Source organism: Ruegeria sp. ABM4_193 (genome assembly GCF_056158705.1).
Map to the genome: position 1 here is coordinate 3,072,871 of NZ_JBSWTT010000001.1, position 19,032 is coordinate 3,091,902.

Genomic DNA, 19,032 nt, shown 5'->3' on the forward strand with positions numbered 1-19,032 from the left:
CGACTATATAGGCCCCAAGTTCCCCGACAACGGAAACCTGCCCCAAATCCCCGGGGCCGCCGAATTCCGGCGACGGGACAGATGTATGTATAGGAGACGGGCTGATGGCAAAACCGCTTATGGCCAAGGCAACCGCCGTATGGCTGGTGGACAACACCACGATCAGCTTCAAGCAGATCGCGGATTTCGTAGGAATGCACGAGTTGGAAGTGCAGGGCATCGCTGATGGTGATGTGGCTGCAGGCGTCAAAGGCTTTGACCCGATTGCCAACAACCAGTTGACCCAGGACGAAATCGACGCGGCGCAGAACAACCCGCTTCACAAGCTGAAGCTCAAGTTCAATCCTTCGGCCGCTGGCGAAGAGAAGCGCCGTGGTCCGCGTTACACCCCGCTGTCCAAGCGTCAGGACCGTCCGAACTCGATCCTGTGGCTGGTCAAGTTCCACCCCGAACTCAGCGATGGCCAGATTGCCAAGCTGGTGGGCACCACCAAACCGACAATCCAGTCGATCCGCGAGCGTACCCACTGGAACATCACCAACATGCAACCCATCGATCCGGTTGCTCTGGGCCTTTGCAAGCAGTCCGAGCTGGACACAGCCGTTCAGAAAGCAGCCGCCAAGAAAGCGGCCGAAGGCGGTGTAATGAGCGATGATGAGCGTCGCAAACTGGTCTCGACGGAACAGTCTTTGGAAATGGATGCCGCGCCGAAGATTCCGACGGCCATCGAAGGGCTCGAAACCTTCTCGCTGTCCGACGAGCCAGCAGAAGAAAAAGACGAAGAGGCGATCATCGACGCCGACAGCTTCTTCAATCTGCCCAAAGGCGGGGCGGATGACGAAGACGAAGACGATCTTCGCCCGTAATGTACAATAAGCCCCGGTCGGCACGGCTGGGGCTTTTTTGACGGACTTGTCATGCTAAGCATTCTATCAGCGATTTTTGGCCCGCACCGCGCCGTTTCGATCTATGCCTTTGTGAAAACATGGGGTCTTGGGTTGGCCGGTGGCGCTGTTATGATTGCCATCGTCACAACCCTCTATCTGCTGGGGGATGAGGGCGAACACGAGCACGAAGCTTTCCTGACCGTTCCAGTGCTGTCGGCAACCCCGGTGAATGGTGATCTCAGGAACGGTGTCATCGCCTCGGTCCGCCTGCCCGATGGTTCGGCAACTTCAATCACGTCGACCGAGTCGCCCATTTCCCAGACCGTAGGCACCACAGCTTGCATCGAGAAACGCGTTTACGTCGAATCTGGTGAGGCGCGGTACCGGTTCAAACTGCCAAGCCTGTGCGAAGGCAGTTGATTGGCTAACACCTAGACGCAAAGCCACCCGATGCTGACACCGGGTGGCTTTATTAATCACACCATCTGAAAGATGATGCCCGCGATAATTGCTCCGCCCACACCAAGGCCCAAATAGGTTGCAAACACACGGGGTTTGACCAGCGACCAGACGGCGGCCATTGCCGGGATGGAACTGACGGCACCAGCGACCATGAAAGACATGGCGGCGCCCGCAGTCATTCCTTGCTCCATCAATCCAGCCAACAGCGGTGGTGCCACGTAAGAGTTCAGATAGGCGGGCATACCAACCAAAGCGGCGACAACGATAGGCAGCACGCCTTCCCCACCCACCGCGCCAGCGATCAGGTCGGCAGGCACGTAGTTGACCAACAAGGCTTCGAGCACATAGGCCAGAGCCAGCCATTTCAACAGGAACAAACCGTTGTGCACGAATTCCGAGCGGAACCGAACGCGTCGCTCGGGTTCCTGCCAGAATTTCCAGACCGGCTTGTCGTCCAGTTTCGGCCCACATCCGCAGCACCCGGCGGGTTTGTACGCGCGCAACGGCTGGGCAAATGCACCCTGGCGCATCAGAAGCCGAACCGCGAAGCCTCCGAACAGGCCAAGTGCGACCGCTGCGACGGCTTTGCCGATGGCAAAAGGCCACCCCAGCGCGCCAGCCGTAATCAAAAGCGTCGGCGGGTCGATCAAGGGTGAGCTGAGCCAGAACGCCATGACCGCAGACAGCGGCGCGCCAAGCGCCAGAAGTCCCGCGATAAAGGGAATGACCTCACAGGAACAGAACGGCGCCAATCCACCGAACAACGCGGCCAGAAAGATCATCCGGGTCTCGCGCCCTTCAAAGGCGCGCGCCACCATGACTTCTGCACCGGTCGCCTTCAGGTAGGACAGCAACAGCACGGCAAACAGGATGTATTGCCCCGTATGCGCCAATGCCTTTGCAGCGAAAATTACAACCTCACGCAGATTGCCGGGGTCCAGAACGGCCACCGCGACAAGGATCACGACGATCAGCGCCCAAGGCGTCTTGATCAGGTCCAGCGCCCCCTTGGCCGTCACGCGCGGGTTTTGTGTCAACTCAGCCATCGTTCGCGGCCTTTCCAACTTCATCGGCGCAGCATTCGCTGAGAATGAACTGCGCCAGGTTTCTCAATTCGTCGTAACAGGCTCGGTTGATCGTGGTTCGACCAATCTTTTCCTGTTCAACCACACCACCGGCCGCAAGAAACCGCAGGTGATGCGCCAAAGTCGACGGAGCAATGCCCGTCCGGTTCTGAATCTCGCCAACCGTCAAACCGGCCTCACCAGCCCGAACCAAGGTCTTGAGGACTTTCAGCCGGGCCTCCGAGCCCATCGCAGAAAATCCGGCAGCAGCAGCTTCCCACATGAGTCGCCTCCATTAAACTAGATTTCTGGTTATTTAGTTTAATAATGCTTCCCAGTCAACCGGGTCGTTGAAATACGCCCAGATTGCGTAAGTCCAGATTGCACGCCCTTTAAGTCCAACCTATAAGCAGGCATGGGGATTTCGGTCGATACATTCTTTCTAGAACTCAACGGTCAGGGCACGCTGCAGGCCCAAATCCAGCAGATGATTGCCGAGGGCATTCTGTCGGGCCGCTTTCACGTTGGAGAGAAACTGCCATCATCGCGAAAACTGGCCGCACATCTGGGCGTCAGCCGGATCACCGTCACGTTGGCCTATACCGAATTGCTGGCGAATGATTACCTGACGGCCAAGGGGCGATCTGGGTACTATGTTTCGCATAACGCGCCCGTTCCACCGAAATACTCGCCTGTCCAGCGCGGCACAGAATCCGTTGACTGGGACAAAGCGTTGGCCCGTCGCTTTCTGGACAGTGACGTTCTGCCAAAACCCAGCGACTGGCGCGAATACCGCTATCCGTTCATCTACGGTCAGGCCGACCGGTCATTGTTTGATCACGCCAACTGGCGCTTGTGCGCCGTGCGCGCGTTGGGACACAAGGACTTCAATTCGCTAACCGGGGATTACGTGGATCAGGATGACCCGCTTCTGGTCGAGTTCATCGCCCGCCACACTCTGCCCAGACGCGGCATTGCAGCCCGCCCCGAAGAGATACTGATCACTTTGGGCGCGCAGAACGCACTCTGGCTGGCGTCGCGTATTTTGCTGACCCACAATCGATCTGCAGTTATCGAAGACCCCTGCTATTACGCGCTTCGGAGCCTGCTGAACCATTGGGACTGCGCGGTAACGCCCTTGAGCGTCGATCAGAACGGACTGCCACCCGAGACGATCCCAGACGACGCCGACGTTATCTTTACCACCCCCAGCCATCAAAGCCCGACGACGGCGACAATGCCGATCGCGCGCCGCAATCAACTGCTGGATCGAGCACGCGAATTGGATGCAATGGTTGTCGAAGATGACTACGAGTTCGAAATGGCCTTTCGGGGTGCGCCGTCTCCGGCACTCAAGTCTATGGATCGGGATGGACGCGTGATTTACGTCGGCAGTTTTTCCAAGTCGCTGTTCCCCGGTCTGCGGCTTGGATACATGGTTGGCTCTGAGCCCTTTATCCGAGAGGCACGCGCGCTTCGGTCATTGGTTCTGCGCCACCCACCCGGGCACATTCAGCGCACGGCCGCGTATTTCCTTTCACTGGGCCACTACGACGCGCAAATCCGGCGCATGTCAAAAGCCCTGCAAGAACGACGCGATGCAATGGATTCCGCCATAGAAGAAAGCGGACTGACCGTGGCCGGGCGCGGCGTAATTGGCGGCTCATCAATGTGGATGTCTGCGCCCGAGCATATCGACACAACCCAACTGGCATTGAGGTTGCAGACCCAGGGCGTTCACATTGAACCCGGTGCCCCGTTTTTCTCTGGTCCGAACAGGCCACAGAATTACTACCGCCTCGGTTACTCCTCCATTTCGACCGACCGCATTGCACCAGGTGTAAAATTGATTGCAGACGCCATTCGAACTACCTGAGCGGCATCTGGACCTAATTTGGGTTTCGTTTTGGCCCTAACGCCAGCCGCACCCATACGCCAAAACCATATCAAACCCCGGGCTCTTTGCCCGGCTTCACCCACTTGTTTGGAGAGCACTCACATGAAGATGACGACCGAAGAAGCCTTTGTTAAGGTTCTGCAGATGCACGGGATCGAACATGCGTTCGGTATCATTGGCTCGGCGATGATGCCGATCTCGGATCTGTTCCCAAAAGCTGGAATCATGTTCTGGGACTGCGCCCATGAAGGCAGCGCCGGCATGATGGCGGATGGCTATACCCGCGCCACCGGCAAGATGTCGATGATGATCGCGCAGAACGGCCCCGGCATCACCAACTTCGTGACCGCTGTCAAAACCGCCTACTGGAACCACACCCCGCTGCTGCTGGTGACCCCGCAGGCGGCGAACAAAACCATCGGACAGGGTGGGTTCCAGGAAGTCGAGCAGATGAAGCTGTTCGAAGACATGGTTGCCTATCAGGAAGAGGTTCGTGACCCGTCCCGCGTCTGCGAGGTTCTGAACCGCGTGATCATGCAGGCCAAACGCGCCAGCGGTCCGGCTCAGTTGAACATACCCCGCGATATGTGGACCCAAGTTATCGACGTTGATCTGCCTGCTATTGTCGAATTCGAGCGCCCCTCGGGCGGTGAAACCGCTGTGTCGCAGGCGGCCGAGTTGCTGTCGAACGCCAAAAACCCTGTCATACTGAACGGTGCCGGTGTGGTTCTGGCCGAAGGCGGCATCGACGCGTCGAAGGCCCTGGCCGAGCGTCTGGATGCGCCGGTCTGCGTTGGCTACCAGCACAACGACGCTTTCCCGGGCTCGCACCCACTGTTTGCCGGTCCGCTGGGCTATAACGGCTCGAAAGCCGGGATGGAGCTGATCAGCGAGGCCGATGTGGTTCTGTGCCTGGGCACCCGTCTGAACCCGTTCTCGACCCTGCCCGGATACGGCATGGAATACTGGCCTGCCGATGCCAAAATCATCCAGGTCGACATCAACCCCGACCGCATCGGTCTGACCAAGAAAGTCAGCGTCGGCATCGTCGGTGATGCGGCCAAGGTCGCAAACGGGATTCTGGCCCAGCTGTCGGACACCGCGGGTGACGAGGGCCGCGCGGACCGCAAAGCCAAGATCGCGCAAAAGAAATCCGCTTGGGCGCAGCAGCTTTCGAGCATGGATCACGAAGATGACGATCCGGGCACCAGCTGGAACGAACGCGCACGTGCCGCCAAGCCCGATTGGATGAGCCCCCGCATGGCATGGCGCGCAATCCAGTCCGCGCTGCCGAAAGAGGCGATCATCTCGTCCGACATCGGCAACAACTGCGCCATCGGCAACGCCTATCCGTCCTTCGAGGAAGGCCGCAAATATCTGGCCCCCGGCCTGTTCGGCCCCTGCGGCTATGGCCTGCCCGCCATCGTGGGTGCGAAAATCGGCCAGCCGGACGTTCCGGTTGTCGGCTTCGCCGGTGACGGTGCCTTTGGTATCGCCGTGAACGAACTGACTGCAATTGGCCGCGAAGAATGGCCCGCCGTAACTCAGATCGTCTTCCGCAACTACCAGTGGGGCGCAGAAAAGCGCAACTCGACCCTGTGGTTCGATGATAATTTTGTGGGCACCGAACTGGACACCAAAGTGTCATACGCCGGTATCGCAAATGCCTGCGGCCTGAAGGGTGTTATCGCCCGCACGCAGGACGAATTGACCGCAGCGTTGAACCAGGCGATCGAGGATCAGAAGAACGGCATCACCACCCTGATCGAAGCCATGATCAATCAGGAACTGGGTGAACCCTTCCGCCGCGACGCGATGAAAAAGCCTGTCGCAGTTGCGGGCGTTTCGGCTGACGACATGCGCGAGCAAGCCGTATAAACAAAGGACGAGGCCGGAGCGAATGACCCTGACACCCATTGAGCTGTTGCGGCAGAACGCTCCGGCCATCCGCCCTGTTATTTCTTTATGCGAAGGCAGTGATCCCCGTGTTGTTGCGGGGGCGCTTGCCGCCCACAAGGCCGATCTGGCCGACGTAATCCTGATCGGCCCGCAAGCCGAAGTCGAAGACGCCCTGAAAGAACAAGGGGCAGCGCCTTCACCAGGCGTCGCTGTGCATGACCCCATGAATTCAGATCTGACCGAGGACTTTGCCCAGAGGTTCTTCGAACTTCGTCAGCACAAGGGCGTGGATCTGACCAAAGCCCGCGCTGCCGTTGAATCAGCGCCGATCTACGCCGCCATGCTGGTACGCAGCGGGCGCGCCACCGGCACGGTAGGCGGCGCGGTTCACACAACTGGCGACATCGTCCGCGCGGCTATCCAAGTAATCGGAATGGCCCCAGATGCCGGAATGGTGTCGTCTTTTTTCCTGATGTACCCGCCCGAAAACGCCCAACCCGGTGCACGGGCGATGCTTTATTCAGACTGCGGTCTGGTCATCAACCCGTCTGCCTCTGAGTTGAGCAAAATCGCCATCACCTCGGCCGCTTCGGCAAAAACTCTTTTGCAAGTCGAACCCAAGATCGCGATGCTCAGCTTTTCGACCAAAGGCAGCGCCAAACACCCGGACGTGGACAAGGTGATCGAAGCCACTGACACCTTGCGTCAGACAGCACCTGATCTGTCTGTCGACGGAGAGTTGCAGTTTGACGCCGCTTTTGTCCCTTCGGTGGGTGACCGCAAATCCCCCGGATCATCCGTCGCCGGTCAAGCCAACGTAATGATTTTCCCAAATCTCGATGCGGGCAATATCGGTTACAAGATCACCCAACGCCTGGGTGGCTATACCGCAATTGGCCCCGTGCTTCAGGGACTGGCCCAGCCGGCCAACGACCTGTCGCGCGGCTGTAGCGCCGAAGATGTAACCCAAATGATCGCCGTGACCGCCCTGCAAGCCAGAAAAACGTAATGCAGTCTTTCACACCGTTTCTCGGAACAGTGTTCTCAAATCGGGAAGAAACTGACACATTCATCCCGACATAACCGACAGGACCCGCCAATGACCCATCAGCAGCCGATCCTTGATACGTCTCCGAAGGTTTCGGACGAGGTTCGCAAGACCACGTGCTATATGTGCGCCTGCCGTTGCGGCATCAACGTACACATGAAAGATGGCAAGGTTGCCTATATCGAAGGCAACCGCGACCACCCTGTAAACAAAGGTGTTTTGTGCGCCAAGGGCTGCGCCGGAATCATGCAGGTGAATGCCCCTTCACGCCTGCGCAAACCGCTGCGTCGGGTCGGCCCGCGCGGCTCGGGCGAGTTTCGCGAAATCGAGTGGGATGAAGCGATCAGCACGGCCGTTGGCTGGCTGAATGAATTGCACGAGACCGCCCCGCAAAAACTCGCCTTCTTTACTGGCCGAGACCAAAGCCAAAGCTTCACGTCCTTCTGGGCGCAAAACTTCGGAACCCCGAACTATGCAGCCCATGGCGGGTTCTGCTCGGTCAACATGGCTGCGGGCGGCATCTACACAATGGGTGGTGCATTCTGGGAGTTCGGTCAGCCCGATTGGGATCATACAAAGTTGTTCATGCTGTTTGGTGTGGCCGAGGATCACGACAGCAACCCAATCAAGATGGGTATCGGTGAGATCAAGGCACGCGGCGCGCGGGTGATCGGTGTGAACCCGATCCGATCCGGCTATAACGCCGTCGCCGATGACTGGGTCGGGATCACTCCGGGCACCGATGGTCTGTTCATTCTGTCTCTGATCCACGTGCTGATGAAGGCGGGTAAGATCGATCTCGATTACCTTAGCCGCTACACCAACGCGCCAGTGTTGGTGAATGCTGCGGAGGGGCCTGAAAAGGGCCTGTTCCTGCGCAACGCTGACGGCAAGCCGCTGGTGATAGATCGTGCGACCGGCGAACCCACCGCGTTCGACAAAACCGGCGTCCGCCCAGACTTGGCAGCAACCTATGAAAAAGACGGCGTCACGCATCGACCCGTCTTCCACCTGATGGCCGAGAAATACCTGAGCGACGACCACGCCCCCGAAGCTGTGGCCGAGCGCTGCGGCATCCCGGCCAAACGCATCCGCGCCATCGCGGCGGAAATCGCCCGTGTTGCTTTTGACGAAGCCATCGAGCTGGATCAAGAATGGACCGACTTCCGGGGTGAGACGCATTCCAAAATGATTGGCCGCCCGGTCAGCTTCCACGCCATGCGTGGCATCTCGGCCCACGCCAACGGGTTTCAAACGTGTCGCTCACTGCATGTGCTGCAAATCCTGTTGGGCACGGTCGAGGTCCCCGGCGGCTTCCGCTTCAAACCGCCCTATCCCAAACCGGTCGAGGCGCACCCCACCCCCCATGGCGACCGTCGCCCTGGTCGCCCGCTGGAAGGGCCCCACCTGGGCTTCCCACGTGGGCCAGAGGACCTACTGATCGACGATTGCGGCACGGCGCAGCGTATCGACAAAGCCTTTACCTGGGAAAACCCAATGTCCGCCCACGGGCTGATGCATATGGTGATCTCGAATGCCGCAGCTGGTGATCCTTACAAGATCGACACTTTGTTCATGTATATGGCGAACATGTCGTGGAACTCCTCCATGAACACCAAGGGTGTGATGGAGATGCTGACGGCAAAGACCGAAGACGGTAAATACGTCATCCCCAAGATCATCTATTCCGACGCCTATTCCTCGGAAATGGTGGCTTATGCTGACCTGATCCTGCCTGACACCACCTATCTGGAACGGCATGATTGTATCTCGCTGCTTGACCGCCCGATTTGCGAGGCCGACGCCGCCGCCGACGCGATCCGCTGGCCGGTGATTGCGCCTGACCGCGATGTGCGCGGCTTTCAGTCGGTGCTGATCGAACTCGCCAACCGCATGAGCTTGCCCGGTTTCACAAACGAAGACGGGACGCCCAAGTGGAAGGACTACGCCGACTATATCGTGAACCACCAGCGCAAGCCGGGCATCGGCCCGCTTGCCGGGTTCCGCGGTGAAAACGGCGACAAGGAAGGGCGTGGAGAGGTCAATCCCGACCAGCTGAACCGCTATATCGAAAACGGTGGTTTCTACGTCTCGCACATCCCTGAAGGCGCGGATTACTACAAACCCTGGAACGCAGCCTATCAGGACTGGGCCGTGGGCATGGGCCTCTATGACAGCCCGCAACCCTACCTGTTCCAACTTTATTCCGAGCCTATGCGCAAGTTCCAACTGGCCGCAGAAGGGCATGGTGACCGCCAGCCGCCGGATCACCTGCGCCAGCGGATCAAAGACACGATGGACCCGCTGCCGATCTGGTATGAAACTGATCAGCAGGGCAACGACGGCTTTACCGTCAACGCACTGACCCAACGCCCGATGGCGATGTATCACAGCTGGGGCACTCAGAACGCATGGCTGCGCCAGCTGCACGGGCGCAACCCGCTCTACGTCCCAACCAAACTGATGCGGGAACATGGGCTGAGCGATGGCGATTGGGCCAAGGTCACCTCTCCACACGGAGAAATCACCGTGCCCGTCATGGAAATGGCCGCACTGAACGACAACACCGTCTGGACCTGGAACGCCATTGGTAAACGAAAAGGCGCGTGGGCTCTGCAAGAGGACGCGCCAGAAGCCACCAAAGGCTTCCTCCTCAACCACCTGATCCACGAACTGCTGCCGCCCAAAGGCGACGGGATGCGGTGGGCCAACTCTGACCCGGTGACAGGTCAGGCTGCGTGGTACGACCTCAAGGTTAAAATCGAAAAAGCCGCCCCTCCGACAGATACCGAAAGCCAACCCGAATTTGAGCCGATCAAATCGCCCGTTGGCACCGGCCCGAAAGATATCGCATGGAAGGTCGGCAAATGAACCGGATCCGTTCTTCATCTGGCCAAAAATATCTCGGGGGTGAATTGAGCCGTAGGCTCAAGAGGGGGCTGGCCCCCTCCCCCGCCCATAACTGCCGAGGTTCCCTGACATGACCCAGCTCCCCCAATCCACCGAACGTAAAATGGGTCTGGTCATCGATCTGGACACCTGTGTCGGCTGCCACGCCTGCGTAATCTCCTGCAAAGGATGGAACACGGAAAACTACGGCGCGCCTCTGTCGGACCAAGACGCCTACGGCGGCAACCCGTCCGGCACCTTCTTGAACCGCGTACATTCCTATGAGGTACAGCCGGAACAAGGTCACGCTCAGCTGATCCACTTCCCGAAATCATGCCTGCATTGCGAAGATGCCCCCTGTGTCACTGTCTGCCCAACCGGCGCCAGCTATAAACGCGTCGAAGACGGTATCGTGTTGGTTAATGAAAGCGACTGTATTGGCTGCGGTCTTTGCGCCTGGTCTTGTCCATACGGTGCCCGGGAGTTGGATGTAGCAGAAGGCGTCATGAAAAAATGTACGCTCTGTGTCGACCGTATCTACAACGAAAACCTGCCCGAGGTAGATCGTGTGCCCTCGTGCGTGCGCACCTGCCCGGCCGGCGCGCGGCACTTTGGCGATTTGGGCGACCCTGACAGCGATGTCAGCAAACTCGTCGCAGATCGGGGCGGTATGGACCTGATGCCTGAAATGGGCACCAAACCCGTCAACAAATACCTGCCGCCGCGCCCCAAGGACACGGTTGAGGACCAGATCGACATTTTGGCCCCCCTGCTGGCACCGGTCGCTGAAGAACCCAAGGGTTTCCTCGGCTGGCTCGACAAGACGCTGGAGAAACTCTGATGCATCCCGCACCGTCCGTTATTATCTTCACCACTTTGTCCGGGTTGGGATTCGGCTTGCTGTTTTTCCTTGGGCTTGGCCAGCCCGCGGTGACCGGCTTTGTGGCGTTTGTATTCTACGTCATCGCTTATGCGCTAGCAGTGGGTGGTTTGCTGGCCTCAACCTTCCATTTGGGCCACCCCGAACGCGCCTGGAAGGCGTTCAGCCAATGGAAGTCCAGCTGGCTCAGCCGAGAAGGGGTTTGTGCTGTGGTGGCCCTTGTGGTCATGGGGCTTTATGCATTCGGCGCAGTTTTTCTGGGCAGTCATTGGACAGTTCTGGGTTGGCTTGGCGCGTTCTTCAGTCTTGCGACGGTGTTTACCACCTCGATGATCTACACCCAGCTCAAGACCATCCCGCGCTGGAACATGGAACTGACGCCAATCCTGTTCCTGTCCTTCAGCTTGGCCGGAGGTGCCCTGTTGTCCGGGGCTGAAACTCTGGCCCCTTGGTTGCTTGCCATTGCCGGGGCAGTACAGCTTGCTTACTGGGCCAAAGGCGACGGCGCATTCGCGCGATCCGGCACCACGCTGAGCACCGCCACTGGGCTGGGCGTCCGCGGTGATGTGCGCGCCTTCGAGCCGCCGCATACGGGCACCAACTATCTGTTGCGCGAATTCGTCCACGTGGTTGGGCGCAAACACGCGCAGAAACTGCGGATCATTTCCTTTGTTCTGGCGTTTGTGTTGCCTTTGCTGCTGATCCTGATCCCGGTCTCGAGCGTCGTGATCAAGCACCTCTTTGCCTTGCTGGCCGTGGTGTCACATCTGGCGGGCGTAGCAACGTCGCGCTGGTTGTTCTTTGCGCAGGCCGAGCATGTTGTTGGGCTTTACTACGGGAAACGGTGAGAAGGGGGCTCTGCCCCCGCTGCGCGTACCGCGCATCTCCCCCTAGGTATTTTTAGCCAGATGAAGATTGGATCCGGCAAATGAAAAGGGCGGCGCTCGGGATTTGAGGCCGCCCTTTTGTGATCTTCGGTCCGACTTAGATAAGACCGGCATGCGCCATTGCGGCCTCGATTGCAGCCTTGGTGCCGTCCTCAAGCTCGGTGAGAGGTGAGCGCACTTCGGTGCTGCAAAGGCCCAGTTTGCTGAGCGCGTATTTAGCACCGACAAGACCCGGTTCGATAAAGATGGCCTCGTGCAGTGGCATCAGCTTGTCCTGATAGTCCAGCGCCTTTGCATAGTCTCCGGCCAGTGTGGCCTGTTGGAATTCGGCGCACAATTTGGGTGCCACGTTTGCCGTGACCGAGATGCAGCCAACGCCGCCATGGGCGTTGAATCCAAGCGCGGTCGCGTCTTCACCAGACAGTTGGCAGAAATCCGCGCCGCAGGTCGCGCGCTGTTGGCTGACACGGGCCAGATCGCCCGTTGCGTCCTTAACCCCAACGATGCGTGGCAGCTTAGAAAGCTCACCCATAGTGGCCGGTGTCATGTCAACAACGGACCGTCCGGGAATGTTGTAAATGATGATCGGAATATCCGCAGCTTCGTGAAGAGCCTGGAAATGCGCGATCAGGCCGCGTTGGGTTGGCTTGTTGTAGTACGGGGTGACAACCAGCGCTGCATCCGCGCCGACCTTTTTGGCGAATTGCACAAATCGAACGGCTTCGACCGTATTGTTCGATCCGGCACCGGCGATGACCGGAACGCGACCCGCCGCTGTTTTCACGACCTCTTCGATCACCGTTTCATGCTCATCGTGGCTGAGCGTGGGGCTTTCGCCCGTGGTACCAACCGGCACAAGACCCGTCGAGCCTTCAGCAATCTGCCATTCCACAAGGTGTTTGAGCGTCTTCAGGTCCAACTCGCCGTTGGTGAACGGGGTGACGAGGGCTGGCATTGAGCCTTTGAACATGACACGCTCCTTTAAGGTGCATTTTGCGGTTTTTACGCCTCGGTCCCTCACGTTTCCAGCTTTGTGAGTTGATCCCGGCGACGCACGGTTTATCCTCACAGGCTCTATCCTCGGTTGGTTGGGAAATGCAAGGTATGACACGCATTCTGGCACTTTTGATTGCTGTGATTGTGTATTCAGTGACGGCACCGCAGCTTGCGCGGGCGGATGCCGCTGGTGATTTGCGCGCCGGGCTTTATGAAATGCGAAAGGGCGACTGGAATGCCGCGTTGAGGGTTTCAGGCCAACGCGGCTCTGTTTCCCGCGACATTATCGTCTGGCACTGGCTGCGCGAGGGATTCGGCAGCTCGGGCGATGTGCTGGTGTTCCTCGAACGCCGTCCAGACTGGCCTGGAATGGCATGGTTGCGCCGCAAGAGCGAGCCCGTCTTTACCGGAGCTGACCCGGACAGGGTTTTGAAATTCTACGCTGACATGCCTCCTCAAACGGCTGAGGGCGCGCTGAACTATGCAATCGCCTTAAAAGCAAAAGGACGCGTGGGGGACGCTGAAGCGGATATCGTCACGGCGTGGCGGACCATGCCGATGGGTTCGGGGTTGCAGAAGACGTATCTTGAAAACTTTGCGAAGCTGTTGAAACCGCATAACGCAGCGCGGCTGGACCGGATGTTGTGGGATGGTCATCTGGTCAGCGCGGGCCAAATGCTGCCGCTGGTCAGTGCTGACCAACGCAAGCTGGCCGAGGCACGAATCGCATTGCAAAAGCGCCAACCCGGCGTGGACGGCAAGGTGGCAGCAGTCCCGAAATCTCTGATGGATGCGCCCGGACTTGCCTTTGACCGTTTTGTCTGGCGGGACAAGAAGGAATTGGACGACAGCGCCATAGACCTGATGCTGGCGCGTTCAACAGGGCCGGATGCGTTGGGCGAGCCTGACAAATGGGCCGAAGGGCGCCGCCGCCTGGCACGGCTTGAGATGCGGTCCGGACGATCTGCACGTGCATATGACGTGGCCGCCAATCACCACATGACCCCTGAAATGGGCTATGGCTATGCCGATCTGGAGTGGCTGGCGGGGTTTCTGGCCCTGCGCAAGCTGAATGACCCTGCAACCGCCGTAAGGCATTTCCAGAATTTTTCCGACGCGGTTAAATCACCAATTTCGAAAGGGCGTGGTGGTTACTGGCTTGGACGCGCGTATGCAGCGCAGGGTGATGCGGACAAAGCATATGACGCTTATGCGATGGGGGCGGATTACCAGACTTCGTTCTATGGCTTGCTTGCTGCGGAACGGATCGGCAGGCCGTTTGATGCAGAGCTGGCCAATCCACGCCGCGCACCGCATTGGCGGCAGGCAGAGTTCGCTGAGTCCAGTGTTTTGGAAGCAGGCTTGCTGCTGTTGAAGGCCGGAGAGGGCAACCTCTCCGAGAGGTTCCTGACACATCTGGTCGAAAGCCTTGATCCGGTGCAGGCCAATCAACTTGGTGACCTGGTCATCGAGCTGAAACAGCCGCACCTGGCGGTGATGATCGCCAAGCGGGCGGCAACTACGGGCACGGTGTTGCCCGCAGCCTATTACCCGGTGCATCCGGTCGCAGACATGCGCCTACCGATGGCCAAGGAAATGACGCTGGCGATTGCGCGGCGCGAAAGCGAGTTTGATCCTGTCGTTATTAGTGGCGCGGGCGCGCGCGGTCTGATGCAGGTGATGCCTGCGACGGCCAAGCTGGTCGCGGGTGAGTTAGGCATTCTCAGCGGCCACCAGACGGGACGGCTTACCACGGATTGGCAGTACAACGCCAAGCTGGGGGCCAACTATCTTTCGGGTCTGGCAGCTGATTTCAACGGCAACGTGGTGATGATGGCCGCCGGGTATAACGCGGGACCCAGGCGCCCAATCTCGTGGATGGAGCGTTTTGGAGACCCGCGCACCGGCGAAGTTGATATCGTTGACTGGATCGAGACGATACCTTTCAGTGAAACCCGCAACTACGTGATGCGCGTGACCGAAAGCCTGCCTGTCTACCGCGCGCGACTGGGACAGCCCGCGCTTCCGATCCCGTTCTCACAAGAACTGATCGGATCATCTCTGGCGGCGTTCGCGCCATAAGGTGAACAGCCCTGCGGCCACAACAATCGCTGCGCCTGCTACAACTTCAGGGCGCAGCGTTTCGCCAAAGACTGAAATACCCAGCATCGCGCTCCAGACCAGATGGAAATAGGCGAAGGGTTGCACCGCGCTCGCCTCGGCCATCTCATAGCACTTGATCAGCAACCAGTGACCAGACGCGCCACTGACGCACAGCAGCGCCATCCAGCCCCAGTCAGCAGGCACCATCGGCTCCCAGAACCAAATTCCGACCAGAGTCATTGCGACGGAACCTGCGACACCGGTCCAGAAAAAACTGGTGGCTGTGCTGTCCTGCCGGGCGGCATAGCGGGTCAGCAGGGCGTAGACTGCAAACATCAGGGCCGAGATGAGGGGAATGATCGCCCAAGGGTTAAATACGCCCGCACCTGGTTGCAAAATGATCAGAACGCCAATGCACCCCACCCCGATCGCGCTCCACCGGCGCCACCCGACCTGCTCGCCCAATACCGGCCCGCTTAGCGCGGCAACAAGCAATGGATAGCAGATGAAGACAGCCATGCTGTCGATCAAGCCGAGTATGGTGAACCCAAAGACGGCGACACAGATCTCGGCCGCCAGCAACACACCACGGGTTATTTGCAGACCCAACTGATTTGTCTGCGTGGCTGCCCTCAACCCACCGGGTGATCGTGCCGCCAGTGCAATGACAAACGCCGCGAAGAACCAATAGCGGACCATCACGACCATGTAGGTGTTGTAGGTCCCGGCCAGATGCCGCGAGATACCGTCCTGCAAGGCAAACACAATCGTGGCACCCACCATCAGGGCGATGCCTGCACCGATATTGTTCTTCTGCGTCATGCTTTGATTGCCCGTGTCATATGTCGCTTGCGGCCATAGCCGGACGTGCGCATCACGTTGAACCCAGCATCCTCCAACCCCCGGCGCACAAAACCAGCGGCAGTATAGGTGGCGGCTGTCCCCTCTGCCGCGGTGTGGATTGCAACCTCTTGCATCAGGTCCGCCCCCCACAGTTCCGGGTTCTTGGCGGGCGAAAACCCGTCAAGAAACCAGGCATCAGCCTTTCCGGCCCATTTCGGCAAAGCCTCACGCGCATCACCAATGATCACCTCGAACTGAAGAGTTTCGAGCATGCATTCGCGACCCGTCCAGTGTGCGAGAAACCGGCTGCTCCACGGTTTCAACTCGGGAAACGCCTTCAGCGCATGATGCATATCTTCCGTGGCCATTGGAAAAGCTTCGAAACTGGTAAACCGCAAAGGTCCGGTTTGGCCGGATTTCTCCCACTCAGACCATACCGTCAGCAGGTTCAACCCAGTTCCAAAACCAAGTTCGGCGATGTGAAAACCAGGTGTAAATCGCGCAGGTAGATCGTTGCCAGCCAGGAACACGTGGCGCGTCTCTTCCAGCCCGTTCTGCAAAGAATAATAGGGATCGTCGAAACGATCCGAGACCGGTATCTGATCCTCGGTCCACGTCAATTTGGCACGCTGGTCTGCCATCTGGGAATCCTGTAGCTAAGCGGCGCGACACTGAACAAGGAAAAGGGAATTGGCAATGGTCGATGTGACGGTGCGCGGCGCAGGGATTTTCGGCCTGTCCATCGCGTGGGTCTGTGCCCGACGCGGCGCAAAGGTGCAGGTTGTCGATCCGTTCGGGCCCGGTGCCGGGTCCAGCGGCGGTCTGGTCGGTGCATTGGCCCCGCATGTGCCGGAAAACTGGAACGCCAAGAAAGCCTTTCAGTTCGACAGTCTGATCATGGCTGAACCTTTTTGGCGGCAAATCGAAGAAACCGGCGGCGTTTCCCCCGGTTATGGTCGGTTGGGTCGCCTTCAGCCCATCCCGGATGCCCGCAGCCTTGACCTGGCGCGGCAGCGCGAAGGTACGGCAGATAAACTTTGGCAAGGTCAGGCCGAATGGCGCGTGATCACCACCGCACAGGCTGGTACATGGTGTCCGCCCAGCCCCACCGGATTTGTCATCCGGGATACTCTGACCGCGCGGATGCACCCTCGACGAGCCTGCGCTGCGCTTGTGGCCGCCTTTGAGGTTATGGGCGTTCACGTTGTCAATAACGCTGAAAACCAAGGACAGGTTGTGCACGCAACTGGCCTTGCCGGGTTACAAGAGCTCAACGATGCCTATGGCAAGACCGTCGGAAACGGCGTCAAAGGGCAAGCTGCCCTGTTGCGCTTTGACGCCGGAGAGGTCCCTCAGCTCTTTGCCGATGCGATACATATCGTACCCCACGCGGACGGAACACTTGCCATCGGTTCAACGTCGGAACGGGAGTATGACGATCCTACCAGAACCGACAGCGCGCTGGACGATGTGATCGATCGCGCCACGCGCGCCCTGCCATTGCTGCACGGGGCCGAGGTAATAGAACGCTGGGCTGGTGTCCGCCCCCGCAGCAAAAGCCGGGCACCAATGTTGGGTGCGCATCCATTGCACAAGGGTCAGTTTATCGCCAACGGAGGTTTCAAAATCGGTTTTGGCATGGCCCCCAAAATCGCCGAGGTTATGGCTGATCTGATGTTGGAAGGCCGCGATGAAATCCCCGAAGATTTCCGGCCCGACGCCTCATTGTAGTCGATGCGCTCTACGAGACGGACGCATAGACCCAACACCATCCTTTGAGGCCCGTCAGCCCGAACGTGCCATGCCTAATACGCGGGCCAGTTTCAAAAACCGGCCTCGGCCCGCAGTTTCTGCATCAGTTTATGCAATGACTTTTCATAGCGTTCAGAAGCCAATTTGCCGTGTTCGTCGAACGCGTTCGAACTGTCTGCCAGATGGATTTCAGGCCCCTGCAGAATGCGCGGCTGAAAGGGAACCATAAACGACCGCAGGATCATCTGCGCGCGCTCACCGCCAGCGCGACCTGCCGCCGCCGACATAACGGCAACCGGTTTGTCGGCCCACGGATTGCCCTGTGTGCGGCTCACCCAATCCAGCGCGTTCTTCAAAACGCCCGATGGACCTTTGTTGTATTCCGGCGTCGAGATGATAACCGCATCTGACTGCGCGATTTGGTCCGCCAAAGACTGCACCGCTGCCGGAATGCCCTCACCCTCTTCCAGATCTCCGTCATAAAGGGGCAGGGTCAGGTCTGCTTCGACAAAGTTGGCCGAATCAAACAACCGGGCCGCTTCCCGCAAAAGCTTGCGGTTGGTTGCATCCTGACGCAGGGATCCAGACAAGCCGAGGAGTGTGGGTTGAGACATCTAGGGGAACTCCGTTTCAGTGATTTTCTGAAAACTAGCCCGAGTTTGATCTGTTCCAAACCCCATTTGACGCACAGTCAATGCGCAAACGGGGCCGCCAATGGCGACCCCGTGCATAATGCTTAATCCGCGTTACGCGTTTCCGCTGGGCACAACAACGATTTCAACCCGTCGGTTCTGTGCCTTGCCTTCCGGCGTCAGGTTCGAGGCGACGGGATTGTTTTCGCCCTGACCAATTGTCGTGATGCGATTAAAGCTGACACCATTGGCCTGTAGGATATCCGCAACCGCGTTGGCGCGACGCTCAGACAGCCCTTGATTGTAACCCGCGTCACCGTCGCTGTCCGTGTGACCGATAATCTGCACGTTCGAGTTGGGGTAATTGACGAGGTTCTGGCCCACTTTCACCAGATCAGATCGCAGCGCCGGGCGCACGGTCGAACTGTCGGTGTCAAAGGTAATGTCGTTGGGAACAGTCACAATCAGCCGGTCACCCGCATTCACGATGGTGATTCCGTCATTTGCCAATTGCTGACGCAGCTCAGCCGCCTGTTTGTCCAACTGGTTGCCGATCAGGCCACCACCGGCTGCGCCAATTGCGGCCCCTGCCAACGCGCCCAGACCCGGGTTCGAGTTATTGGCGATCGCGCCAATGCCCGCCCCGACAAGACCCCCCAAAACGGCACCCTGTTTGGCGTTCTGGTTCGGATCGCTTTGCGCCGACAATGTGCCGGGATCTGTACAGGCCGAAAGAACAAGGACTGAACTCAGCCCCGTGGCCAGAATAAACTTGGAAATCGTCATGACATCA

General features: G+C 58.8%; 17 protein-coding genes. 10 read left to right on the forward strand and 7 right to left on the reverse strand.

Going from position 1 to position 19,032, the window contains the following annotated elements; all coding sequences use genetic code 11:
* Positions 1 to 104: 104 nt before the first annotated feature.
* Entirely contained in the window at positions 105 to 866 is a 762-nt protein-coding gene (locus tag ACXADZ_RS15370; protein ID WP_171095938.1) for a DUF1013 domain-containing protein, read from the forward strand.
* A 51-nt stretch (positions 867 to 917) separates the two neighbouring features.
* The gene (locus ACXADZ_RS15375) at positions 918 to 1,307 is read left to right on the forward strand and encodes a hypothetical protein (RefSeq protein ID WP_171670485.1); all 390 of its coding nucleotides are present in this window, start codon (positions 918 to 920) and stop codon (positions 1,305 to 1,307) included.
* A 56-nt stretch (positions 1,308 to 1,363) separates the two neighbouring features.
* Here the strand turns inward: ACXADZ_RS15375 and ACXADZ_RS15380 are convergent, their stop codons facing one another.
* A complete protein-coding gene (locus ACXADZ_RS15380) occupies positions 1,364 to 2,395 on the reverse strand; it encodes a permease (protein WP_475197633.1) in 1,032 nt (343 codons plus the stop codon).
* Complete coding sequence (locus ACXADZ_RS15385; protein ID WP_171095930.1) at positions 2,388 to 2,696, reverse strand: ArsR/SmtB family transcription factor; 309 nt, start codon at positions 2,694 to 2,696, stop codon at positions 2,388 to 2,390. The genes ACXADZ_RS15380 and ACXADZ_RS15385 overlap by 8 nt, the downstream gene beginning before the upstream one ends.
* Positions 2,697 to 2,828: 132 nt before the next feature.
* On the opposite strand from ACXADZ_RS15385, the gene pdxR reads away from it, so the two are divergent.
* The 6 genes from pdxR to ACXADZ_RS15415 all read left to right on the forward strand — a co-directional run bounded on the left by pdxR (position 2,829) and on the right by ACXADZ_RS15415 (position 11,874).
* Positions 2,829 to 4,289, forward strand: coding sequence for a MocR-like pyridoxine biosynthesis transcription factor PdxR (pdxR, locus tag ACXADZ_RS15390; protein WP_475197635.1), 1,461 nt, complete (start codon positions 2,829 to 2,831; stop codon positions 4,287 to 4,289).
* Between the two features lie 123 nt (positions 4,290 to 4,412).
* The gene (gene xsc / locus ACXADZ_RS15395) at positions 4,413 to 6,188 is read left to right on the forward strand and encodes a sulfoacetaldehyde acetyltransferase (RefSeq protein WP_171095927.1); all 1,776 of its coding nucleotides are present in this window, start codon (positions 4,413 to 4,415) and stop codon (positions 6,186 to 6,188) included.
* Positions 6,189 to 6,210: 22 nt separating this feature from the next.
* On the forward strand, positions 6,211 to 7,218 hold the full coding sequence (pta, locus tag ACXADZ_RS15400) for a phosphate acetyltransferase (protein WP_475197639.1): 1,008 nt from the start codon (positions 6,211 to 6,213) through the stop codon (positions 7,216 to 7,218).
* A 90-nt stretch (positions 7,219 to 7,308) separates the two neighbouring features.
* A complete protein-coding gene (locus tag ACXADZ_RS15405) occupies positions 7,309 to 10,128 on the forward strand; it encodes a molybdopterin oxidoreductase family protein (RefSeq protein ID WP_475197640.1) in 2,820 nt (939 codons plus the stop codon).
* 109 nt (positions 10,129 to 10,237) lie between these two features.
* Positions 10,238 to 10,987, forward strand: a complete 750-nt coding sequence (locus tag ACXADZ_RS15410; RefSeq protein ID WP_475197642.1) for a 4Fe-4S dicluster domain-containing protein — start codon at positions 10,238 to 10,240, stop codon at positions 10,985 to 10,987.
* Positions 10,987 to 11,874, forward strand: coding sequence for a dimethyl sulfoxide reductase anchor subunit family protein (locus ACXADZ_RS15415; RefSeq protein ID WP_475197644.1), 888 nt, complete (start codon positions 10,987 to 10,989; stop codon positions 11,872 to 11,874). The genes ACXADZ_RS15410 and ACXADZ_RS15415 overlap by 1 nt, the downstream gene beginning before the upstream one ends.
* A 136-nt stretch (positions 11,875 to 12,010) precedes the next feature.
* On the opposite strand, the gene dapA is transcribed toward ACXADZ_RS15415, so the two are convergent.
* Positions 12,011 to 12,883 (reverse strand): 4-hydroxy-tetrahydrodipicolinate synthase, encoded by an 873-nt coding sequence (gene dapA, locus ACXADZ_RS15420; protein WP_171095918.1) that lies wholly within the window; start codon positions 12,881 to 12,883, stop codon positions 12,011 to 12,013.
* A gap of 134 nt (positions 12,884 to 13,017) precedes the next feature.
* On the opposite strand from dapA, the gene ACXADZ_RS15425 reads away from it, so the two are divergent.
* A complete protein-coding gene (locus tag ACXADZ_RS15425) occupies positions 13,018 to 14,991 on the forward strand; it encodes a lytic transglycosylase domain-containing protein (protein ID WP_475197647.1) in 1,974 nt (657 codons plus the stop codon).
* Here ACXADZ_RS15425 and ACXADZ_RS15430 read toward each other — a convergent pair.
* Together ACXADZ_RS15430 and mnmC2 are read right to left on the reverse strand one after the other, a co-directional pair.
* Entirely contained in the window at positions 14,965 to 15,834 is an 870-nt protein-coding gene (locus ACXADZ_RS15430) for a DMT family transporter (RefSeq protein ID WP_171095913.1), read from the reverse strand. The two genes, ACXADZ_RS15425 and ACXADZ_RS15430, sit on opposite strands and share 27 nt — an antisense overlap.
* Positions 15,831 to 16,496: a tRNA (5-methylaminomethyl-2-thiouridine)(34)-methyltransferase MnmC2 gene (gene mnmC2, locus ACXADZ_RS15435; RefSeq protein WP_475197651.1), complete on the reverse strand. Its 666-nt coding sequence runs from the start codon at positions 16,494 to 16,496 to the stop codon at positions 15,831 to 15,833. Before mnmC2 ends, ACXADZ_RS15430 begins: the two co-directional genes overlap by 4 nt.
* Positions 16,497 to 16,551: 55 nt before the next feature.
* Between mnmC2 and ACXADZ_RS15440 the strand changes: the two genes are divergently transcribed.
* Complete coding sequence (locus ACXADZ_RS15440) at positions 16,552 to 17,586, forward strand: NAD(P)/FAD-dependent oxidoreductase (RefSeq protein ID WP_475197653.1); 1,035 nt, start codon at positions 16,552 to 16,554, stop codon at positions 17,584 to 17,586.
* Positions 17,587 to 17,678: 92 nt separating this feature from the next.
* On the opposite strand, the gene ACXADZ_RS15445 is transcribed toward ACXADZ_RS15440, so the two are convergent.
* Positions 17,679 to 18,221 carry an NADPH-dependent FMN reductase gene (locus ACXADZ_RS15445; protein WP_475197656.1) on the reverse strand — a complete coding sequence of 181 codons (543 nt, stop codon included), beginning with the start codon at positions 18,219 to 18,221 and terminating at the stop codon, positions 17,679 to 17,681.
* Between the two features lie 132 nt (positions 18,222 to 18,353).
* Positions 18,354 to 19,025, reverse strand: coding sequence for a YiaD family glycine zipper/OmpA-like lipoprotein (locus tag ACXADZ_RS15450; RefSeq protein ID WP_171095905.1), 672 nt, complete (start codon positions 19,023 to 19,025; stop codon positions 18,354 to 18,356).
* Positions 19,026 to 19,032 lie beyond the last annotated feature (7 nt).

What these genes read in the sequence shown, in the direction of transcription:
- ACXADZ_RS15370 (WP_171095938.1), top strand. Translation starts at nt 105, where the DNA reads ATGGCAAAACCGCTTATGGCCAAGGCAACCGCCGTATGGCTGGTGGAC.
- ACXADZ_RS15375 (WP_171670485.1), top strand. Translation starts at nt 918, where the DNA reads ATGCTAAGCATTCTATCAGCGATTTTTGGCCCGCACCGCGCCGTTTCG.
- ACXADZ_RS15380 (WP_475197633.1), bottom strand. Translation starts at nt 2,395, where the DNA reads ATGGCTGAGTTGACACAAAACCCGCGCGTGACGGCCAAGGGGGCGCTG.
- ACXADZ_RS15385 (WP_171095930.1), bottom strand. Translation starts at nt 2,696, where the DNA reads ATGTGGGAAGCTGCTGCTGCCGGATTTTCTGCGATGGGCTCGGAGGCC.
- pdxR (WP_475197635.1), top strand. Translation starts at nt 2,829, where the DNA reads ATGGGGATTTCGGTCGATACATTCTTTCTAGAACTCAACGGTCAGGGC.
- xsc (WP_171095927.1), top strand. Translation starts at nt 4,413, where the DNA reads ATGAAGATGACGACCGAAGAAGCCTTTGTTAAGGTTCTGCAGATGCAC.
- pta (WP_475197639.1), top strand. Translation starts at nt 6,211, where the DNA reads ATGACCCTGACACCCATTGAGCTGTTGCGGCAGAACGCTCCGGCCATC.
- ACXADZ_RS15405 (WP_475197640.1), top strand. Translation starts at nt 7,309, where the DNA reads ATGACCCATCAGCAGCCGATCCTTGATACGTCTCCGAAGGTTTCGGAC.
- ACXADZ_RS15410 (WP_475197642.1), top strand. Translation starts at nt 10,238, where the DNA reads ATGACCCAGCTCCCCCAATCCACCGAACGTAAAATGGGTCTGGTCATC.
- ACXADZ_RS15415 (WP_475197644.1), top strand. Translation starts at nt 10,987, where the DNA reads ATGCATCCCGCACCGTCCGTTATTATCTTCACCACTTTGTCCGGGTTG.
- dapA (WP_171095918.1), bottom strand. Translation starts at nt 12,883, where the DNA reads ATGTTCAAAGGCTCAATGCCAGCCCTCGTCACCCCGTTCACCAACGGC.
- ACXADZ_RS15425 (WP_475197647.1), top strand. Translation starts at nt 13,018, where the DNA reads ATGACACGCATTCTGGCACTTTTGATTGCTGTGATTGTGTATTCAGTG.
- ACXADZ_RS15430 (WP_171095913.1), bottom strand. Translation starts at nt 15,834, where the DNA reads ATGACGCAGAAGAACAATATCGGTGCAGGCATCGCCCTGATGGTGGGT.
- mnmC2 (WP_475197651.1), bottom strand. Translation starts at nt 16,496, where the DNA reads ATGGCAGACCAGCGTGCCAAATTGACGTGGACCGAGGATCAGATACCG.
- ACXADZ_RS15440 (WP_475197653.1), top strand. Translation starts at nt 16,552, where the DNA reads ATGGTCGATGTGACGGTGCGCGGCGCAGGGATTTTCGGCCTGTCCATC.
- ACXADZ_RS15445 (WP_475197656.1), bottom strand. Translation starts at nt 18,221, where the DNA reads ATGTCTCAACCCACACTCCTCGGCTTGTCTGGATCCCTGCGTCAGGAT.
- ACXADZ_RS15450 (WP_171095905.1), bottom strand. Translation starts at nt 19,025, where the DNA reads ATGACGATTTCCAAGTTTATTCTGGCCACGGGGCTGAGTTCAGTCCTT.